Consider the following 19142-nt stretch of genomic DNA (forward strand, 5'->3'; position numbering starts at 1 on the left):
ACGCATCCCAATTTTGCCACTGCAGACAAAACGTTCTCAGATAGTAATTTGTCTTTTGTCTACGGAAGTGAAATTTTGGGCAAGTATGGTTATTACTAAATAATCATTGGGCGAGGAGGCACCGTGAAAATGAAACCTGCAGGTAAATTACTAAGCACTATGGTGTTTATCCTTCACTTCTCGGCTTGTGCCCAAACGAAGGTCATGGAGGGCGATGCAGAACTTCTGTCACCAACCATTTATTTTAAACCCACAGTTCATTTTGATGCCGCCAAGTGCACTCAAGAGCAGTTGAAAGATATGCTAACACCTGAAGGAAAAATTTTGACCACGATTTGCTCCAAGGATTTTGATCGTTGTTTGATTGAGGGCTCATGCTTTGTTGATAAAGCAGGCAGTGTCAGATCGTTTAACTATCATTCACGAGTCAAAGACATCCCACGTTTTGTGGAAGTGGACCTGCGCAGATGTCCTTTCGGCTATGGTGTGAATTCCACTTGTTTAGATCCCTACTATACGATCGCTGCAGATCTTTCGATTTACAAAGTGGGAGATGTGGTTTTTGTGCCACGCCTGGTGGGTGCGCCGATGCCCGATGGCAGTACTCATGATGGATACGTCGTAATTCGTGATCGTGGTGCACGGATCTTGGGGCAGGGAAGATTTGATTTCTTTACCGGTTTTTATAATCATGCGGACAAAGACAACATCATTGCTCGTTTAGGTTTCGGCGATCCCTATGCGCGCTTCGATTATCGACTGGCGACTCCTGAAGAAGCGGCGGCCACTCGAGAACGTCGGGGATATCCTGGTTTAAAAAACGTTGTTGTCATTCGGGCTCTTGAGACGATCTCAACTCTCTCCCGCACAAAGACCTCAGATTCTGATCATGAGTAACTAAAGCTTCTGTGGTTTTGCGTAACATAAGCATTTGAGTTTTATAGACATTTACCTACCTAGGTCTAGGTGTTCCTGGACCTTTGTCGAAAAAAAATTCTTAACCAATAGCCAATAAAATCAGGCACTTTGCGTGGTCCCTAAAAAAATCCTAGACCTAGGTCTAAAGTTTCCTAGACCTTCGTCGATAAGTTATTCGTAACACGTTAGGGCTTCCGCGGACCTCTCCTCAAAAAAGATCTCCCGGACAAAGTCTCCTGCAAACATGGTCAGTCACCCATGCTGCGGGAGACCTGCTCCAACTTAAAAATATTTGTATTTAAAATTTAAAGTTTTTTGAACGAAACAAACAATCGATCATAGTACGTTGTCGGGTTCAAAGGTGTTCTGCAGGTAAGTGGTGCGACCACAGTGCAATCTTTATCCCTCAAAAAAACAGCGTCTTATGATCCAAACATATCCCGAGGAGGAATGTAATGGGCTTAAGAATTGCGACAAATACAGCGTCTATCGCTGCTCAGCGTGTATTGTCCACGCAACAAAAAAGAACTGAGCACTCTGCTCAGGCTCTTGCTTCAGGTTCCCGTATCGTAAATGCTGCTGACGACGCCGCGGGTCTGGCGATCTCAGAAAACTTCAAAGGACAGTTAAAAGGTATTGCTGCCGCGAGAAACAACGCGAACAATGCGATTTCCTTTGCGCAAGTAGGTGAGGGTGGTCTGAACGAGATCTCAAATATCCTGATTCGTTTGCGCGAGCTAGGAGTTCAATCCGCTTCTGATACTATCGGTGAAACAGAGCGTGGATTCCTAAATAAAGAGACCCAACAACTTCTCCAAGAGGCCGATCGTATTGCCAAAACGACAACGTTTGGTAATCGTAAACTTCTCGATGGATCTGGCGGTGAGCTGGAGTTCCAAGTCGGTCCCAATGCCGGAGATGATAATATGATTAAAGTAACCTTTGATGCCGATGCTTCTGCAAGTAATCTCGGTATCGATGGAATCGATATGGATTCGAAAAGTGGAGCCCGTTCTTCACTCGAGGATATCGATAAAGCTCTGGTGAAAGTCAGTGAAATGCGCGCCGGCTTCGGTGCGACCCAGTCACGACTGGAATCCACAGTAAGTAACTTAGATATTTCTTATGAGAATTTGTCTTCAGCGAACTCTCGTATCCGTGACACCGATATCGCGAAAGAAACATCAGAAATGGCATCTGCCAACATTCTGCAAAACACGGCGGTATCAGTTCTGGCGCAGGCCAATCAGCTACCAAACGTAGCAATGAAACTAGTTGGCTAACAGTAAGTAGTACCTCGTTTATATAATTTAAAAGTTCCTTCAAGTTGCGAGGGGGACTCCGGGATAAATCTCCCTCTGGAGTAGTCGCCCACAAAAACTACTTCAATTACAGCCCGCCCACGAGGACCGCAAGGTCTTCGTGGGTTTTTTCGTTTGGCGGGCTTACTTGCTAGTCACGGCGGGCGAATGAAAAGTGCCCGATTGCTGCGTTGTCGGCGCCGAGCTTGCTCTCCGGCGTACTTGGAGTACGCCTACGTGGCAGCTCGACACCTCCGCCTTGCACTCGAACACTTTTGATTCGCCTGGGCAAGTTTCGAACATCTCCTGGCTTGCGCCTTCGTCGCTCGCTCTTTAGGATTTTCTCGCCTCTCGCCTCTCGCCTCTCGCCTCTCGCTTCTCGCTTCTCGCTTCTGGTTCTGGTTCTGGTTCTGGTTCTGGTTCTCGGTTCTGGTTCTCGGTTCTCGGTTCTCGGTTCTCGGTTCTCGGTTCTCGGTTCTGGTTCTCGGTTCTCGGTTCTCGGTTCTACGCCTGTTTTGTTGGCCGGTGGTTTGTTGTATGAATCGATGTTCACTGTCTGCCGGAAGGGTATCGGTCATGGTTTCTTCTTATATTCCCAGAGTTCTTTGATTTGTTCTTGGCTCATTCCTCTTAGTCGATTTTCGGAGTAGGGGCGGCCGTTGGCTTCGCACTCGTTCAGCTGGATGTAATCTCTTACTATTTGATAGCCCTTGAATCCTTTAACGATTCGGGTGAACGGACGATGCTTCCAGATCTTTCCTTTGATCTCGCTTCTTTCGTTAGGGGTATCGGTCATGTTCTGAGCGAACTGACCGGGAAGGACTCTAAAGAAACTTTGTAGTTTCGATCTTCGGGTGCCTCGGATCAGCAAATGAACGTGGTCATTTTGGATAGAATACTGTTCGACCTTCACGAAGAACTTCAATGCGTACCTTTTAATAAGTACATTCATCAATCTAAATATATGTGGATTGCGAAGGCCGCCTGTGACTGCGGATTTATTTATTTTCAGCACTAAATGAATAGGATCTTTGGTGGAAAGAGGTCGAGCTGTTCTGCCCTTTGCTTCTTTTCTTAGTTCGCCTCCGTGGCAGTGGTGATGTTTCCAGTTTGTTTTTGCTGATAGAAATGATTGTTGCTTCATGACCGATACCCCCGAGTTCAAGGGGTGTCGATGCAAATGCCAGGTGAGGGTTAGAAACTCCTTGAGCAGACTGTAGTAGCCACGCACGTCCGAATCACGTATGACCGATACCCTTCATCACTCTTCTTTTTGTTCCATCTAAATCCGTGCTTTTCCCTCTGAAATACATGTCATTGCTTCATTTGACCGTTGATGTGCTTTTGTCTGGGGCTTTCTTTTTTGTATTTTCTATTCACAGATCATTAGTCTTGAAGTGCTTCATCACCCTATATCTATTGTTTTGGGATCATTTTCCTTATCCAAGGTCTGAAGGACGTTTGTGTGATCCAGAAAAAACCCAGACCAAGGGCCTGGAAAAACCAAGCAAAAGGCCCAGATTTCAATACGAAGGTCCAGTTGAAGCTGGATGATGGTCTAGTTTTGCAGGACGCGACTAAAGCCTTTCCAGACCTCGCCGAAAGGTATGTCAGAAGCAACGACGATACCGAAGTCGAAAGTACTTGAGAGCTTCGAAGGGTGTGACTGCCTGACGAAAACTCGATTGCAGGGTACCGAGACCAACGTAGAGTCCCGACGTGTTAAACCGGTCAGCCTAAGTAGGTATAAGGCGGCCAAATTTTATGGGGGTCCCAAATGGGAATGAGAATTTCAACTAATATCGCAGCGGTAAATGCACAAAGAACTCTACAAGGTTCTCAACGTGTTATCGGTAAATCCATGGAGCAATTGTCTTCTGGATCGCGCATCAACAAAGCTGCAGATGATGCTGCCGGCTTGGCAATCTCTGAAGGTATGAAGTCGCAAATCAGATCTTACAGCCAAGCACAACGAAATGCGAATGATGGTATCTCAATGGTGCAAACTGCTGAGGGTGGTTTGTCTGAAGTATCAAATATCTTAACTCGTATGCGTGAGTTGGGTATCCAGGCTTCTTCTGATACTATCGGGGATACAGAGCGTGGCTTCCTTGATAAAGAGGTTCAACAATTGAAAGCTGAGTCTCAACGTATCACTCAATCAACTAAATTTGGTACTACTAAACTACTTGATGGTTCTGGCGACAAGTATGACTTCCAAGTAGGTATCGGTAATGATGACTTTGCGGACCGTATCTCCTTCAATGCAGGTGAGACAGACGCAACGACAGCTTCACTAGGTATTGACGGTTTCGATTTCAGCTCTAAAGCTGGTGCTCAAGAAGCTCTTGAGAAAATCGACAGCGCACAAACTAAAGTGAATGGTTTCCGTGCAAATCTTGGTGCCCTTCAAAATCGTCTGACTTCAACAGTCGACAACTTGGGTGTTCAACACGAAAATATCTCTGCAGCGAACTCTCGTATCCGTGATACAGATATCGCTTCAGCGACTGCTGACCAAGCAAAAAACCAAGTGTTGCTACAAGCTAACACGAGTGTTCTTGCTCAGGCGAACCAAATGCCAGGCGCAGCTTTGAAACTAATTGGCTAATAAATAAAAGTTTGAATCTGGGAGAGCGCCTCCGTGCTCTCCCGGTACCAACCTACCCAGGGAAAGTTTTATGATAATTTTCCCTGGGGTACTTAGAGAGGGGACTTGGGGATAGCCTATAGTCCAGCTGTTTAAGTTTAGTCAAAAAATGCCGATAAGATCCTCATGAATATCAAAGGATTGATTCCCAACATTCAGCCAAGCGATGTGAAGTCAATAGACCGAACTGGCCGGGCGATTCAATCCGACAGTGCCCACGATCGAGACGCCAACGGGCAAGAATCCTACCAACAGCAACAACAAGAACAGAGACCGCCGATGTCAGAGGAGCAACTTGAAGCTTCGATGGAACATCTGCGTAAACTTCCTGCTTTCAAGGAGCACCGATGGACGGTGGAACTTGAAGATATCGGCGGGGAGAATTTCGTTATGGTCAGAGACAATCTCGGTACTTTGATCCGTCGTATTCCTGAAGCAGAATTGTGGACTCTTCCATCCGATGATTCTCCTCGAGGACAACTGCTAAAGCGTTCCGCTTAACTAGACATTAAAGCCATCGGCTTTGCGATCTCTTCATAATTTTAAATCCGAATAGCATTTGATTCCCAGCTTCTGGTCCAGCTCTAGAGGGGGATGTCAAAATTTATCCCGCTTATATTGCAACAGAGCTTCAAATCCGCTGCCACTAGGCCTTTCGACGGACATTTAATTGACTCACGTTCACTGTATGAATTTGAGACGATTGTTTCATGGCAGGAATACGAATTACAGGCATGGCCTCTGGGCTACCACCAAATATCGTCGAGCAGCTAATGGAAGCTGAGCGTATTCCTGTGAAGCAGATGGAAACTAAGAAGACCGAGAAAGATGAGAAGCTTAAGCTTGTCAAAGATCTCGAGAGCAAGGTTTTGGATATTAATAAAAACCTTTCCGATCTGACGAATGTACGCGGTTTTGCGGATAAGAAATTTATTTCAAGCGATACGTCTGTTGTGGACGGTCAGCTTGATCCGAATAACGCGGTACCAGGTGAGTACTCGGTTGAAGTGGTTTCGCTTGCGGAAAAGCCAGCAGCTATTTCCAACGGCTTTCCTGATAAAAATGAGACGCAAATTGGTACGGGATATATAAAGTTTGAAACGCCCGAAGGCACTAAAGAAGTTTACATCACGGGGAAGAATTCGACTCTGGAAGGTGCCGCGAATCAGATTAATAACGCTGATGTGGGCTTGAAAGCTCAGGTTCTTGAAGATCGTAAAGACAAAGAGAACCCGTTTAAACTTTTGATTTCAGGGATGGCCACTGGTGATGACCACCAGGTGACATTCCCAAAAATCTATCTCTTGGATGGCGATCAGGACATGTACTTTGAGCAGTCCCGCGCTTCTAAGAATGCGAAAGTGAAAGTTGACGGCTTTGAAATCGAGCTTCCAGAAAATAAAGCCAAAGATTTGATTCCAGGCGTGGTTCTGGATTTGAAATCTGCAGCTCCAGGTAAAACGATTCACATGACGGTGAAGGAAAACCTGGAAGCGATTGGTGGCAAAGTAAAAGGTTTCGTTGATGCCTACAATGCGGCTTTAGGTTTTATCCAAAAGCAGCATCAGCTTCAGGGTGGTGATAAGGGTGGAAATCCTAAGCTGGGACCGCTCGGTGGTGATGGACTTTTAAGAACGATTGAAAGCTCGTTGCGTAGTGCGATTTTGAATCCGGTGCAAGGGGTGGAATCACCTATTCGCCAGATCAATGAGATGGGTATCACGTTCAACCGAAACGGGATGCTGGAGTTGAACCAGGATAAGTTCAACAAAGTATTGAATTCAAATCCGGTGGGAGTTGCTGCGTTTTTCCGCGGTGACGGCTTTAAAACAGGTTTTGCCAATGTGATTAAGCAGACCGTTCAAAGTTTAACGAACGGTGAGTACGGTGGCTTGGCCAACCGTAAAAGGGGACTCGAGTCGCAGATCAAACAAATTGATCAGCGTATCGATAACAAAGAACGACAGCTAGAGAAAAAGGAAGATGGACTTCGTCAGAAGTTTGCCAACCTGGAAACTAAGATGTCAGAGATGCAAGCTCAGCAGGCGAAGTTCGCCGCGATGGCCCGCCAGGGTGGATAGTTAGTTTAATAAGTTAAGTGAACGTTGAACGGTCAGGAACTAAAGAGGAAACGATGAATAAGAACGCGTATCAGAAATACAAACAGACTTCGGTGCAAAGTGCCAGCAAGGAAAAGATCCTTTTGATGCTTTATGAGGGTGCTATCAAGTTTACCAAACTTGCCGTTAAAGCCATTGAAGAGAAAAAGATCGCGGATCGTGGGCAGAATATCGGTAGAGCCTTCGATATCATCATGGAATTGAACAACACTCTTGATCATAAAGTCGGTGGCGATGTGGCAAACCAGCTGGAACAACTTTATATGTTCATGATGGAACAATACACCAAAGCAAACATCAGCGGAGATGCAGCACCACTTCATGCGAACTTGAAGTTGCTAAATACTTTGTATGATGGCTGGGTGCAAGCCGTAGAAAAACTCAAAAAAGAATCAGACGACGGAAAGAAAGCGGGTTAATACCATGGAGGGTAACGTGACCAGAATCATCAGCCTGTTGAACGAAAAAAATCATTACCTCGAAAAGTTCTATTCATTGAACGAGGTTGAACTTGCGAACTTCGCGCAAGGTTTGTTCGACAACTTGCAGAGCTTTTATCAAACGCGTGAGAAAATTCTGGATGTTCTTAAATATGTAGACTCGCAAATCGACAGAGCTCAGAACGAAATGAGCGCTGATACTGTAATGGTGCAGGGCGATCGCCAGCAGATCAAAGAAGCTTTAACGATTAAGGACGAATACGTATCTCGCATTATCGAGCAAGATATCCAAGTGTTGGCTTGCATCGAGATGGCAAAAAACTCCATCATCCGCGAGTTACAGGATGTTCGTCGCAACCGTAAAGCAATTGGTGGCTATAAATCCAAGATCTTCACCCAGCGTTTGGACGAAGAAGCCTAGACTAGGCAATTTTTTCCCGACAAAAAGCTGACGGCAAGGACGGTCTGGGAGTCAAACTCCTGAGCTGAACTTGCCTCAACTTGAAATAATCGCATCTTTAGCCTTGGCATCTGTGTTGCTCTTCTGTTTCTTCGGAGGAGATCCATGCAGATGTTGGAAAATCAGTTCGTTCAAAAGTCCAGTGAAAATACCGAAGTGAATACTTCAGTTGAGAACTTTCAGGAAAGTTCTGGAAGAGTCTATTTCGATTCTGTGCAAGCACTCGCTGACTTTGAATCAGAAACCACAAATAACAAACCACAAACGAATACCGACCCACGTGTTTCCAAGTATCTGCAGAATGCGGATGTACTTAGCAAACATGGTGAGTACAACCTTGCTCTGAATCTGTTGCGCCAAGCGTGTAACATCGATTCAAAAAATTCTGCGACACTGAGCATGTTGTCTCGTTGCCTCGAGAAAATCGGTAAGCATGATGAAGCCTTGGTGGCACTGAATGCCTGGAACAAAGTGGACTACGGCTTTGAAAGCCTGGCTTGGTTGGCTCACGCTCTATATAGAATGGGCCGTGATGAACAAGCTTTGGAAAAATACTTTGAAGCTTTGTCAGTATTGACTGAAGAAGACGATCAGCTTTTCGAAGTTTATAAAAATATGGGTAATATCTATGTTCGTCAGGGCGACTTCGACGGCGCAGAGGAGTACTACAATAAAGCTTATACTATTAATACAACGTCAGATGTGTTGTTGGTGAACTTCGGAACTTTGGAAGTGCAACGTGGGGATTTTGATAAATCTTTGTACTGCTTCCGTAAAGCCGTTGAGATCAATCCTCAAAATGACAAAGCGTGGGTAGGCTTAGCGATGGTTCATCACCAGTTCGGTGACACAGAACTGGCGTGGGCGAATATCGACGCCGCCTTGGATATCAATAAGAAAAACCGTACCGCGGTTCACTTGGCTGCCAATTGGGGGCTGCGTGATCGCCAGCTGCAAAAAGCCATCGAAGCTTTGGAAGAATATCTGGCACAGGTAGAGCAAGACGAAGACATGTCTTTGGTTTTGATCAATTTGTTCTGCACGGCAAGCCAAATGGATCAAGCATTGCTTGAGATCGAGCGTGTTCTTTTGTGGAACCCGGATCACCGCGAAGTAAGAAATCTGAAAAAGAAAATCACACCCTCAGTAAAGGCAGCATAAAATGTCCATGATCACTTTCTCTGAAAACCATGAGTCGTCTCTTATTTCCTTCGAGGCGGGTACGCCACTAGCGAACATCACTCAACCTCGTGAAGAAGCTTTAAAATGGACTTACTCTTTGGGTCCGATTCCTTCTTCTCATGTTGTGGTGATAGGTTTGGGTTCAGGCTTTCATATTGAAGCCCTGGCGGACTTGGATCATGACGTGCAAATCACAGTCGTTGATTCCCGTGATTCATTGATTCCAGTTTTCAGATCTCAATTTCCCGAGTTGGCTGAGCGCGTGCAAATCGTGATTGCTGATAATGTTCAGGATTTGATGAAAAACGATATTTATGCAGATGTGGTTGCGACTCGCGCTTACGTGGTGTCTTTCAGAGAATCTTGGGGCGAGCAGATGGATCTGTTCTCTGAGTTTTTTGGTCACTTGACGGGTCGTACGGTAGAAGCCGTGAAATACCACCTGCAAGATTTGCAAATGAACATGAAGTCTTTGTACTTCCAAAACACAACTCTTCTGTCGATCAAGGATATCTTGCCGGTAGTTGAGGGTTCCCAGGTAGCAGAAGAAAAGAAGCAAATCTTTCGTATGCTGGGAGAATTGGTAAAATAGAATGAAGATACTGGTCGTCTCGCTTTTACGTCTGGGAGATATTATTCAGCAGCAGCCTCTTTTAAAGGCGTTGCGTGAAAAGAATCCCCAGGCGCAAATCCATTTGTTGATCAATCGTCAGTTTTCTCATGTTGAGGGATTGCTGACGGGTTTGGTTGATAATTATCACTATTTCGACCGGGACTCGTTACAACGTGGCCTGGGCGAGGCGTCTTTTAATATCTTGTGGTCTCATCACCAGTTGGATCAACTGGTTCAGACTTTAAATAATGAAAACTATCAGCAAGTTTTAAACTTTACCCACAATAAGCTCAGCGCCTATTTGTTGGGGGCTTTGCAAGTACCGATGAAAAAAGGTCTTCATCATTTTGAAGGAAAATTCCAAGGATTGGAAAATCCTTGGCTTCGCTATTTCAATGACCGTTTTTCGGGTGTTCAGCCGTCGTTGTTTCATTATGTGGAGCTTTTAGGAAAGTCTTTCGATCTTCCAGTACAAAAAGCCGCGGCAATGCCAGCAACGAAATCCAAACAGGTTCTGTTTCAGTGTCTGACAAGTGATACGAAAAAGAACTGGGGCTTGAATAATTTTAAAAAACTTAAAGAGACCATCGAATCTTCACTGGTAGACTATAAGGTGAAGGTTCTTTGCGCTCCCTTTGAAAAAGAATCTCTTAAGGCCTATTTTACGGACTCAGATCTGATCGCTTGCGATTTGCTGGGTGCCCAGGAAATGTTGAAGCAGTCTTGTCTATTAGTGACGGGTGATACCAGCATCAAGCATTTGGCATCTCAATTAGGAGTGCCAACTGTTGAGATCGTATTGGGTAGCAGTGACTGGACAAAAACCGCCGCTTATTCTGCAGCGACTGAAATAGTCAGTGCGCAGGTGCCGTGTGCTCCTTGTTCGCATTCTCAGGCTTGTTCGCAAAAATCACAAATTTGCGCGGAACAGATCACTGTGGATCAGGTTTTTGCAGCCGTTTGGGATAAATTAAGTAAAAAGGCTTCGGTATCCACGGTCTCGATCCGCGATATCGAAAGAACTTCGTGGTCTTTGCAGCTTGATGGGGGCTCGCAGTCTCACGTTTTAAGCTATGCCAGCACCGCTCTTCAATTCTCTGAAACATTCCCTAAAGCAAATTTGAGTCAGGTGTTAGCGGACGCGCGCAAGCTGCAAGCTCAATACGACACTTGGTTGCAGGCTTTGGAATCGTCTTTCCCATCCCGTAAGGAGATTGCGGCAAAGACTCAATTGAAAAGCCAGGATATAGGCGAATTTATCCTGACGGCTCAAGATATTATTAAATCCAAAAAAGATGCGGCTGGGTATTTCCAGTCCATCGTTGAAAATCTGATGACTCGCTTTTCCAGCACGTTGCAATTTCATGAGAAAATGCAGGCAGCTCTTGCGGAAGTTCGCGAACTTTTGCAGTCGCGAGGTCAGTTCATTCACTCTTTAGAAATAGTTCTCAAGGAAGGGGCCTATTATGCAGCAGGAATTGGACAATTATCTATCGATGGCTTTGAAGAGGCTGGAAGAAGCTTACAAAGAGATCGTGAAGACGCAGCCATATAACCAAGAAGCTGAAACAATCAAACTCGTTGCAGAACTAGCGAAGGAACAGATTAAAGATGAAAATTCTCATTCAGCAGCTCGCTAGATTAGGTGATATCTATATGTCTTGGCCGGCGATTCGCGCGGTTCGCCGCATGAATCCTGATGCCGAGATCCATTTTTTGACTCGTCCACGTTTTGAAGGTGCGGTTGAGGGTTTAACTGCTATCGATAAGCATCTGACCTTGCCAAGCGGACATATTCTGATGCCGTTGGTTAATGAAAATGCCAACTTAGAAGAATCACTGAATCGCATGGAAGAATTTGTCGAAGAAGTTCGTGCGGAAAACTACGATCAGATTATCAATCTGACGTTTTCACCGTTTTCGAGCTATTTGACTCACGCTTTGACGATGCCTCACACGACAGTGTTGGGATATACGCGCTTCAGAGACGGCTTTTTCTGCGCGGCAGATGAAGTCAGTGCTTATTTCTATGCGCAAGTTGGAATCGGTAAACCCAATCGCGTGCACGTGGCTGATATCTTTGCATCGATGATCGGTACCGAATATACCGAACAAGACTGGGAAGCGCCGCAATTGCCGGAATTGAATTTTGAGTTGCCCCCGTTGTATTTAACGGTTCACGTTGGTGCGAGTGAAAAGCACAAAGCCCTGACAGCGGATGCTTGGGGACGCGGCATTGATTACTTCAATCGCCGTTATCAAGGAATGCCTATCGTTTTGATCGGTGCGCCAAATGAAGTGGAAATCGCGAACGAAATCGTCGCGGCCGCTCCAAATGCAGCGATTACCAATCTGGTTGGCAAAACACGGATGAATGAATTGTTCACAGTTCTTAAGCGTTCTGAATTGCTTATCGGTTGCGACAGCGCTCCAATTCATATGGCTTCATTAACGGATACTCCGACATTGAACATCAGTATCGGAAATGTGAATTTCTGGGAAACCGGTCCTAAAGCGACTTTGGGCTTAATTTACCGAGTCGAAGAAGGTCAGGATGTCGTTCCAGAGCGTATCGGTGAAATCATCGCTCAGCTTTTGGAAGGCAACGCAGATCCAGAACTGATCATGCGCACGGGCGGCCTGGCAAGTTATGCCAAGGTTGAATCGGCGGAGAAAGAGTTCGCCTGGAACTTGGTTCAAGCCCTGTATTTGGGTGGCCAATTCCCCGTCGCGGAACGTATTGAAATCATTGAAGGCGCCATGAAACTGGATGAAATCAATGACTTCATGATGAGCCAATTTGCTTTGATTCATGAAAAAGGTGTGGAAGCCGTCGCGCCATTTATCGACGGTGGCGAAGATGTTATTAAGTCCATTAGCCGGATCGTACCGGAGTTGCGTCCTATGATTGACTGGTATCATGCGGAAAAAATCCGTGTGGCGCCAGGCACGCAAGAAGAGATCGTAGCTGCAACTTTGAGTGTTCATGAGCGTTTTAAACGCCATCTTCGTGTTTATGTTCCTCGTGACGAGAAAGTCACGACAGTGGAGGCCAAAGATGGAACGCTATAAAGTATCGGGCGAAGATCTTCGCAATTTTTATCAAGGTGACACGAATCTTTCCAAAGTTTTCGCTGATATTGAAAATGACCTTCGCGATACCAATGCAGTTGTCTGCAGATTTATCGTTAATGGCATGGAAATCAAGGAATCTGACGAAGCGCGCTTTGGCTCGGTTTCCCTGAAGGATGTGGAAACACTTGAGTACATGACGGAAAACAGCAACGATCTGGTGTTGGATGTTTTGCGTGCATGGATCGATTCCCTGCCAGAGCTTATGGGAAAAACTGAAAACTTATCCAAGCGTATGCGCGCTCAAGGTTTGAGTGGTTTGCTAAAACCAATTCATGATCTGGTATCAAATTGTGAATATTTGATCGATAGCGTGATGTCTTTGAAAGTTTTGGTGGGCGACCGTTACCTTGTGGCAAGTCCAGTTAACTGGGCTATCGCGGAAGAGCAAAGTAAAAAGACCGTTACTGAAGCACTTGGTGCTATGGAAAATAAGGATTTTGTTCTTTTAGCGGATGTCCTGGAGTATGATTTAAACAATGTACTGCAAATGTGGAAAGAACACTTGCAGTACTTGGAGAAGGCGCTCAATGGGGACATCAACGGATCAAATTTCAAATCCGAACAAGATAGATCCAATCCTGTGGGTTGGAAACGTATCGCCAATTAGGCTGCCGCAATTCTTTCCGTTTCAAAAACGGGAAGTCGAGATCGTCTTACGGGCTTCTTTTCAGGAAGCCCGTTCGCTTTTGCAAAATCAGAAATTTTCCTCGATCTTAGTCCAGGACGAAGGGGGCGCGGAGGCTTTTGAACTTTTGGTTCAAGCACGCCACCTGCAACCCATGGCGCCGCGCTTTTATATTTCTAACGAATTAAATGAGGAAAAAGTTCGTAAGGGTATCAATCAAGCTCAAGTCTATAGATTTATCCGCTGGCCATTGGCGGAACGAGAAATCTGGCAGCAGCTTGAAGATGCTCTGGAAAAACACTCCACTTATCTTTCGCGATCTCTTTTGTTAAAGGAATCGTCTTCGCAAAATAAAGAACTGGAAGCCTTGACGCATTCCTTGGAAGGCTTGGTTGACGAGCGCACGCAATTTATCGAAATGTCTCACAAAGAGGAAACCGATAAACTGAACCGTGAACGAAATCTGGTCCGTCTGATTAAAGATCTGGCGAATCAAAACTCGTTTGAAGATGTTCTGGGAATCATTCGTAAAGAGCTTCGTAAGTTTCATAAAATTGGGGACCCCATTCTGGTGTATCGCACCGACAACGCAAAGACTCACTTTATCAGTTTTCAGTTGGGGACGATGACTCAGTCCGAGTCCTCCACTCATTTTGAATTCCCCAAAAATGCGCAAGTGCCGTCAGCAGATTTGATTCGCCATCTGGCAAATCATTTTGGTCGTCCCTTTGCTAAAACCTATGTCGTTCCGTTGGAGCTGCGTTTGACCAACCATCTGATGGGTGGAAATGGTGAGGCGATTCTTTGTGTTGAAAACTCCTTGAACGATAAAGAGATGCCGCCTTTTGTGGAGTTCATGACCGATCGTATGCGCCCGTTGGGGATGACCTTGGACCGTGTTCTTTTGGACAGTCAGCTTTCTGCGTTTTCATATCGCTGGGAAAAAACCTTCGATGGCATGAGAGACCCTATCGCTATCATGGACATGGATCACAGTGTGATTCGCGCTAACAAAAAATTCTCGGATAGATTTCCTGACAAGCGCCAAGCGATTGAGGGGTCTCCCGCAGCGCAGGCTTTGGCTGATGGGCAGTCGCACGTAGGACAAATCCAGGTCGATAATCGCATTTACCAGGTTCACAGCTATCCCGTGGTCTTGGATAACGGTGGCAAGGCCACAAATGTTGTAAATCAATACGTAGACATCACTCAGTCCCGCGAACTTTACTTACGCATGTTGCAGAATGAAAAAATGGGAGCGATCGGGATGCTGGCCGGGAATATCGCTCATGAGTTGAATAACCCTCTGACGGGTCTGCGTTCATTGACGCAGGTTCTGCTGCAAGAGGCAGACAAAAAAACCAACCTCTATTCAGATTTGGTCGAGATCGAAAAAGCCGCGGCTCGTTCGCAGCGTATTATTAAAAACCTTTTGGATTTTTCTAAAGGAGAAGATCAACCCGCAGAGGATATTTCCGTCGACGAAATCGTCGAAAGAACTCTGCCGATGTTGAAATCCGCTCTGCGCACCCATCGCCTGGAAGTCACACTGCAAACTGTGGATAAAACTGTGCACGTTGAGCCACACTTGATTCAACAGGTGGTCTTCAACCTGGTTAATAACGCGTGTCAGGCGATGAAGGATCCAGGTCGTCTTAAACTCAACTCTTACCACTCGGGAAATCAGGTGGTTCTAGAAATTGAGGACACGGGGCCAGGCGTGCCAGAGGATATTCAAAAGCGCATTTTTGAGCCGTTCTTCACGACAAAAAAAGAAGGACATGGAACCGGTCTTGGGTTAAGTATGTCTAAGTCGGTCATCGAGAAATTTGGGGGCAGTATCACGCTCAATTCGGTGCAACCTAACGGTGCTCGTTTCGTGATTACTTTGCCATGTAAGTAAGGATTTTGTTTGTGAAGGTACTGATTGTTGATGATGAAGCTTTAGTCCGTCGTTCTTTGTCCCGCGCTTTTCGTGCGAAAGGGCATGAGGTCGTTGAAGCTGAAAATGGCAACGAAGGCCTTGAACAGTGGAGGAAGTCCACACCGGATCTGGTATTTCTGGATGTATTGATGCCTGGCCTGACAGGCCCGGAAGTTTTAAAGGAAATCGGCACAGACCGTTCTGGTAAGGTGATTTTAATGTCTGCTTTTGCCGGAGAACATAACATGGAAACAGCTTTGCAGATGGGAGCTGAAATGTTTGTTCCGAAACCTTTCGAAGATATTTTTGCCGTTGTGAAAATGGCCGAGGATTTACTGTCATGAGAATTATTGCGGGTAAGTATCGTGGGCACCAACTGGTGGCATTCAAGGCGGATCATATTCGTCCGACCACGGATCGCGTAAAAGAAACGTTGTTCAATAAACTTCAGTTTCAAATTGAAGGCGCCAATGTCGCCGACCTTTTTTGTGGAACAGGTAACTTAGGGATTGAAGCCCTTTCTCGTGATGCCCGTTTTTGTACCTTTGTAGAAAAAAATCCTAAATCGTTAGCAATTGCTCGCCAAAACTTTGAAAAACTTAAAGTTCCAGCCAGCAATTACAAAGTGGTCAGCATGGACGTTCTTGCGTTTTTAAAATCATACGCAGGAGAGCCTTTTGATATTATTTTTGCAGATCCTCCATTTACGGAAAAGATGGCCCATTCCGTTGTTGAGGCAGCCAGCACAAGTGCGGCGTTTGGCACTAACACCGTGATGGCGATTGAATCTCAAGCCAAAGAACGTATGGAAGATCGTTATGGTCAGTTGGTGCGCTTTAGCAAGAAGGACTACGGAGATAAAATTCTAAGCATGTTCTGTCACGAAAGCGCGATGGAACAAGACTCCGCAGAAGGGGAATCCAGTGGCGAGTAATATTGCAGTATATCCCGGCAGCTTTGATCCGATCACAATGGGCCACGTGGATATTATCAACCGTGTGGCGCCGCTGTACTCTGAAGTGGTGATTCTGGTGGCCCAATCGAATCAGAAGCAATCCATGTTCACAGCTCAAGAAAGAAAAGAACTGATCGAAAAATCTTTGGCGCATTTAAAAAACGTCAAAGTCGATTTTTTTGAAGGCTTGACCATTGATTATATGAAAAGGAACAAAGCCCAAGTGATCATTCGTGGTCTACGTGCGGTTGTGGACTTCGAATATGAATTAACGATGGCGCAGATTAATAAAAAGATCGCACCAGAAATTGAAACTCTTTTGATGTTTGCAAGTCCGGAGTATTACTACATCTCTTCACGTGGCGTGAAAGAGCTTGCAGTCAATGGTGGAGAATTAAACGGTTTTGTTCCTGACGTAGTTAAAGAGGCGATCACAAAAAAACTTAAAAAGTAGGACGTCGTTGTATGTTGCAACTTTCAAAGCGCTCCCAAAATCTAAAGACTTCTCCAACCTTGTTTCTGGTTGCGAAAGCCAAGGAACTTGCGGCTCAGGGGCACGATGTGATTTCTCTGACAGTGGGGGAGCCGGATTGGCCGACTTTTGAAGTTCCCAGCAAAGCCGGGATCGAAGCTATTGAAAAAAACATAACCAAGTACACGGCTGCCAATGGCACCATCGAATTGCGCCAGACGATCGCAAAAAAATATAAATTTGAGATTGATCAAGCCTACTCCACCAAAGAAATTACGGTGGCTTCGGGCGCAAAGTTTATTATCTTTGCGGCACTTCAAATGCTTTGCTCTCCGGGTGACGAGGTTATCATCGGCGCACCTTACTGGGTCAGTTACCCGATGATGGTGGAGCTGGCAGACGGCGTGCCCCGCATTATCGAGTGTGGGGAGCAAGAAAATTACAAAATCACTCCGGCGCAACTTGAAAGCGCAATCAATGCTAAAACCAAAGCGTTGCTGTTTTGCTCTCCAAGCAATCCCACAAGCTTGCTATATACCGCGGATGAATTGAAAGCCCTGGCAGAAGTTCTTAGAAAGCATCCCCAGGTCGCAATCATTTCTGATGATATGTACAACCGCTTGGTTTTCGACGGTGGCAAAGTCGCTCCGCACATTCTGCAAGTGGCTCCAGATCTGAAGGATCGCACGTTGGCTGTCAATGGGGGCTCTAAGGCCTATTCCATGACCGGCTGGAGAATTGGGTGGGCCGCAGGTCCCGAGAAACTGATTACTGCCATGGCGGACTATCAAAGCCAGGCGACGGGTTCACCTTCAAGTATCTCTCAACACGCGGCTATGAAGGCTATAGAGCACTGTGAAGCCGATATTGAAAAAGTGGTCACGAAACTAACAGCGCGTAAAAATGCGGGCCTTGCAGAGTTGCGATCTGTTCCAGGATTCAAAGTTTCTGAACCGGATGGCGCTTTCTATTTCTGGGTCGATATTAAATCTGTTCTGGGTAAAACCTATGAAGACCAGCTGATCCGCACATCAAAAGATTTCTGCGATATTTTGCTGGATAAATTCTTTGTCGCCACCGTTCCGGGCGTGGAATGCGGCCTGGATGGCTATATGCGCTTAAGCTTCGCCGTTTCCGAAGAAACAATGAAGCGCGCTGTGATTCGCATGAAAGAGTTTGTTTCTAAACTGGTTTAGACGAGATAATAAAAAACCCGCTGTACAGTATGTCAGCGGGTTTCGATTTTTATTCGATCAATACGGGAAAAAAGTGTTTCCTGCACCTGGTCTTGCATACAAATAGTCTTTCGAGTCAGAAGGACCATGGCTTAAATTCAGTTCGCCCGTTGAAGCTGAATCGATACTCATAGTCACCGAAGACACACGGCCTGATTGATTTATATAAACGAAGTTGATCTTAAAAGGACTTCCCGGGCGTACTGTATTCAGGCTTACATAAACATAGATATCTTTAAATGAGTTACTTTCGCCTCTATATACTTTAGAGAGAATTACATCATCGTCTGTTTGTTCGATAAGGCTTTGTAGCAACTCATAAGAAGCAGTGATTTCTTTCACCTGGTAGGGAAATACGTTTCTATTTTCGTTTTGGTAGTATACTGAAACACCTTCCAGATTGATAGCTCTCATCGAGTCGGGGTTCATCAAGATTTGATCTTGAGGGGTACTACCTTTGACGGCAGCGTGTGTGTAACCAACGAATCCTACAGAAATTAGCAAAAACATTAAATACTTCATCTTCGGTTCCTTTATTAGTTGTTAAGAGCTCTTAATTATTAACTATAAATCTAAAATTAATTTTCACTTTTCATTATATCGACATCAGCTGAGTGCCAGCGACTATTGCAATTCGATCGTGAAGAGAGGTGATGCTTTTTCTAATAGCTTATTCAAAGTCGGAAGGCCTCGTCTTGGGAACAGAGTCTTCGATGTATTGCAGCTAGCTGATCCGAGAAGATAGTATCCGTCCGCCATTTCGTAGGACATCGCAATCATTGTATAACCATTTGTCGGAATATTGGTGACACTATCTCCGTCCGCCCAAACCTCTTTCTCGTTCGCTCGATAGAGGACTTGCAATCTCGTACCTTTTTTTAAGCTAAATGGGTGAGACATTGTAAAATAGGCCACGCATTCCGGCTTCCCCATGGTAATTCCATCAATGTACCTACCACCACTGTCAGGTGTTTGGGCTGCGACATCACGTTGTAACGTGATGGTGGCCAATCCTTCATAGGACTTCGCAAAAGACGCGCTAGAAAGCAAAAGTATTGAAAGTGCGATCATTGTTTTCATTATTATATTTCTCCATTATTGTTCGCATCGCT

At 45.4% G+C, this 19142-nt stretch carries 20 protein-coding genes; 17 read left to right on the plus strand and 3 right to left on the minus strand.

Features of this window, described 5'->3' with window-relative positions; genetic code table 11:
- Positions 1-129 precede the first annotated feature (129 nt).
- A complete protein-coding gene (locus DOM22_RS02630) occupies positions 130-897 on the plus strand; it encodes a 3D domain-containing protein (protein ID WP_142702078.1) in 768 nt (255 codons plus the stop codon).
- 476 nt (positions 898-1373) lie between these two features.
- The gene (locus DOM22_RS02635; protein WP_142698895.1) at positions 1374-2201 is read left to right on the plus strand and encodes a flagellin; all 828 of its coding nucleotides are present in this window, start codon (positions 1374-1376) and stop codon (positions 2199-2201) included.
- Positions 2202-2793: 592 nt separating this feature from the next.
- Here the strand turns inward: DOM22_RS02635 and DOM22_RS02645 are convergent.
- Positions 2794-3363, minus strand: coding sequence for a transposase (locus tag DOM22_RS02645; RefSeq protein WP_142698897.1), 570 nt, complete (start codon positions 3361-3363; stop codon positions 2794-2796).
- Positions 3364-3996: 633 nt separating this feature from the next.
- On the opposite strand from DOM22_RS02645, the gene DOM22_RS02650 reads away from it, so the two are divergent.
- The 15 genes from DOM22_RS02650 to DOM22_RS02720 all read left to right on the plus strand — a co-directional run bounded on the left by DOM22_RS02650 (position 3997) and on the right by DOM22_RS02720 (position 17991).
- A complete protein-coding gene (locus DOM22_RS02650; protein WP_142698898.1) occupies positions 3997-4830 on the plus strand; it encodes a flagellin in 834 nt (277 codons plus the stop codon).
- Between the two features lie 165 nt (positions 4831-4995).
- On the plus strand, positions 4996-5370 hold the full coding sequence (locus DOM22_RS02655) for a hypothetical protein (protein ID WP_142698899.1): 375 nt from the start codon (positions 4996-4998) through the stop codon (positions 5368-5370).
- A 209-nt stretch (positions 5371-5579) separates the two neighbouring features.
- On the plus strand, positions 5580-6950 hold the full coding sequence (fliD, locus tag DOM22_RS02660) for a flagellar filament capping protein FliD (RefSeq protein ID WP_142698900.1): 1371 nt from the start codon (positions 5580-5582) through the stop codon (positions 6948-6950).
- A 53-nt stretch (positions 6951-7003) separates the two neighbouring features.
- Complete coding sequence (fliS, locus tag DOM22_RS02665; RefSeq protein ID WP_142698901.1) at positions 7004-7408, plus strand: flagellar export chaperone FliS; 405 nt, start codon at positions 7004-7006, stop codon at positions 7406-7408.
- A 16-nt stretch (positions 7409-7424) separates the two neighbouring features.
- Complete coding sequence (locus tag DOM22_RS02670) at positions 7425-7850, plus strand: hypothetical protein (protein WP_142698902.1); 426 nt, start codon at positions 7425-7427, stop codon at positions 7848-7850.
- A 144-nt stretch (positions 7851-7994) separates the two neighbouring features.
- On the plus strand, positions 7995-9050 hold the full coding sequence (locus tag DOM22_RS02675) for a lipopolysaccharide assembly protein LapB (RefSeq protein WP_246845821.1): 1056 nt from the start codon (positions 7995-7997) through the stop codon (positions 9048-9050).
- Position 9051: 1 nt separating this feature from the next.
- Positions 9052-9663: a hypothetical protein gene (locus tag DOM22_RS02680; RefSeq protein ID WP_168196534.1), complete on the plus strand. Its 612-nt coding sequence runs from the start codon at positions 9052-9054 to the stop codon at positions 9661-9663.
- 1 nt (position 9664) lies between these two features.
- Entirely contained in the window at positions 9665-11239 is a 1575-nt protein-coding gene (locus DOM22_RS02685; protein ID WP_142698904.1) for a glycosyltransferase family 9 protein, read from the plus strand.
- Positions 11240-11295: 56 nt separating this feature from the next.
- Entirely contained in the window at positions 11296-12756 is a 1461-nt protein-coding gene (locus tag DOM22_RS02690; protein ID WP_142698905.1) for a glycosyltransferase family 9 protein, read from the plus strand.
- Complete coding sequence (locus DOM22_RS02695) at positions 12743-13426, plus strand: hypothetical protein (protein WP_142698906.1); 684 nt, start codon at positions 12743-12745, stop codon at positions 13424-13426. The genes DOM22_RS02690 and DOM22_RS02695 overlap by 14 nt, the downstream gene beginning before the upstream one ends.
- Entirely contained in the window at positions 13347-15347 is a 2001-nt protein-coding gene (locus DOM22_RS02700) for an ATP-binding protein (RefSeq protein WP_142698907.1), read from the plus strand. Before DOM22_RS02695 ends, DOM22_RS02700 begins: the two co-directional genes overlap by 80 nt.
- Positions 15348-15358: 11 nt before the next feature.
- The gene (locus tag DOM22_RS02705; RefSeq protein WP_142698908.1) at positions 15359-15712 is read left to right on the plus strand and encodes a response regulator; all 354 of its coding nucleotides are present in this window, start codon (positions 15359-15361) and stop codon (positions 15710-15712) included.
- A complete protein-coding gene (gene rsmD, locus DOM22_RS02710) occupies positions 15709-16302 on the plus strand; it encodes a 16S rRNA (guanine(966)-N(2))-methyltransferase RsmD (RefSeq protein ID WP_142698909.1) in 594 nt (197 codons plus the stop codon). Before DOM22_RS02705 ends, rsmD begins: the two co-directional genes overlap by 4 nt.
- Positions 16292-16777, plus strand: coding sequence for a pantetheine-phosphate adenylyltransferase (gene coaD / locus DOM22_RS02715; protein ID WP_246845822.1), 486 nt, complete (start codon positions 16292-16294; stop codon positions 16775-16777). The genes rsmD and coaD overlap by 11 nt, the downstream gene beginning before the upstream one ends.
- An 11-nt stretch (positions 16778-16788) precedes the next feature.
- Positions 16789-17991 (plus strand): pyridoxal phosphate-dependent aminotransferase, encoded by a 1203-nt coding sequence (locus DOM22_RS02720; protein ID WP_142698910.1) that lies wholly within the window; start codon positions 16789-16791, stop codon positions 17989-17991.
- 57 nt (positions 17992-18048) lie between these two features.
- Here DOM22_RS02720 and DOM22_RS02725 read toward each other — a convergent pair whose 3' ends face one another.
- Positions 18049-18540: a hypothetical protein gene (locus tag DOM22_RS02725; RefSeq protein WP_168196535.1), complete on the minus strand. Its 492-nt coding sequence runs from the start codon at positions 18538-18540 to the stop codon at positions 18049-18051.
- 114 nt (positions 18541-18654) lie between these two features.
- Complete coding sequence (locus DOM22_RS02730; RefSeq protein ID WP_142698912.1) at positions 18655-19110, minus strand: hypothetical protein; 456 nt, start codon at positions 19108-19110, stop codon at positions 18655-18657.
- Between the last annotated feature and the right edge of the window lie 32 nt (positions 19111-19142).

The sequence above is a fragment of the Bdellovibrio sp. ZAP7 genome, from assembly GCF_006874645.1.
GTDB lineage: Bacteria > Bdellovibrionota > Bdellovibrionia > Bdellovibrionales > Bdellovibrionaceae > Bdellovibrio.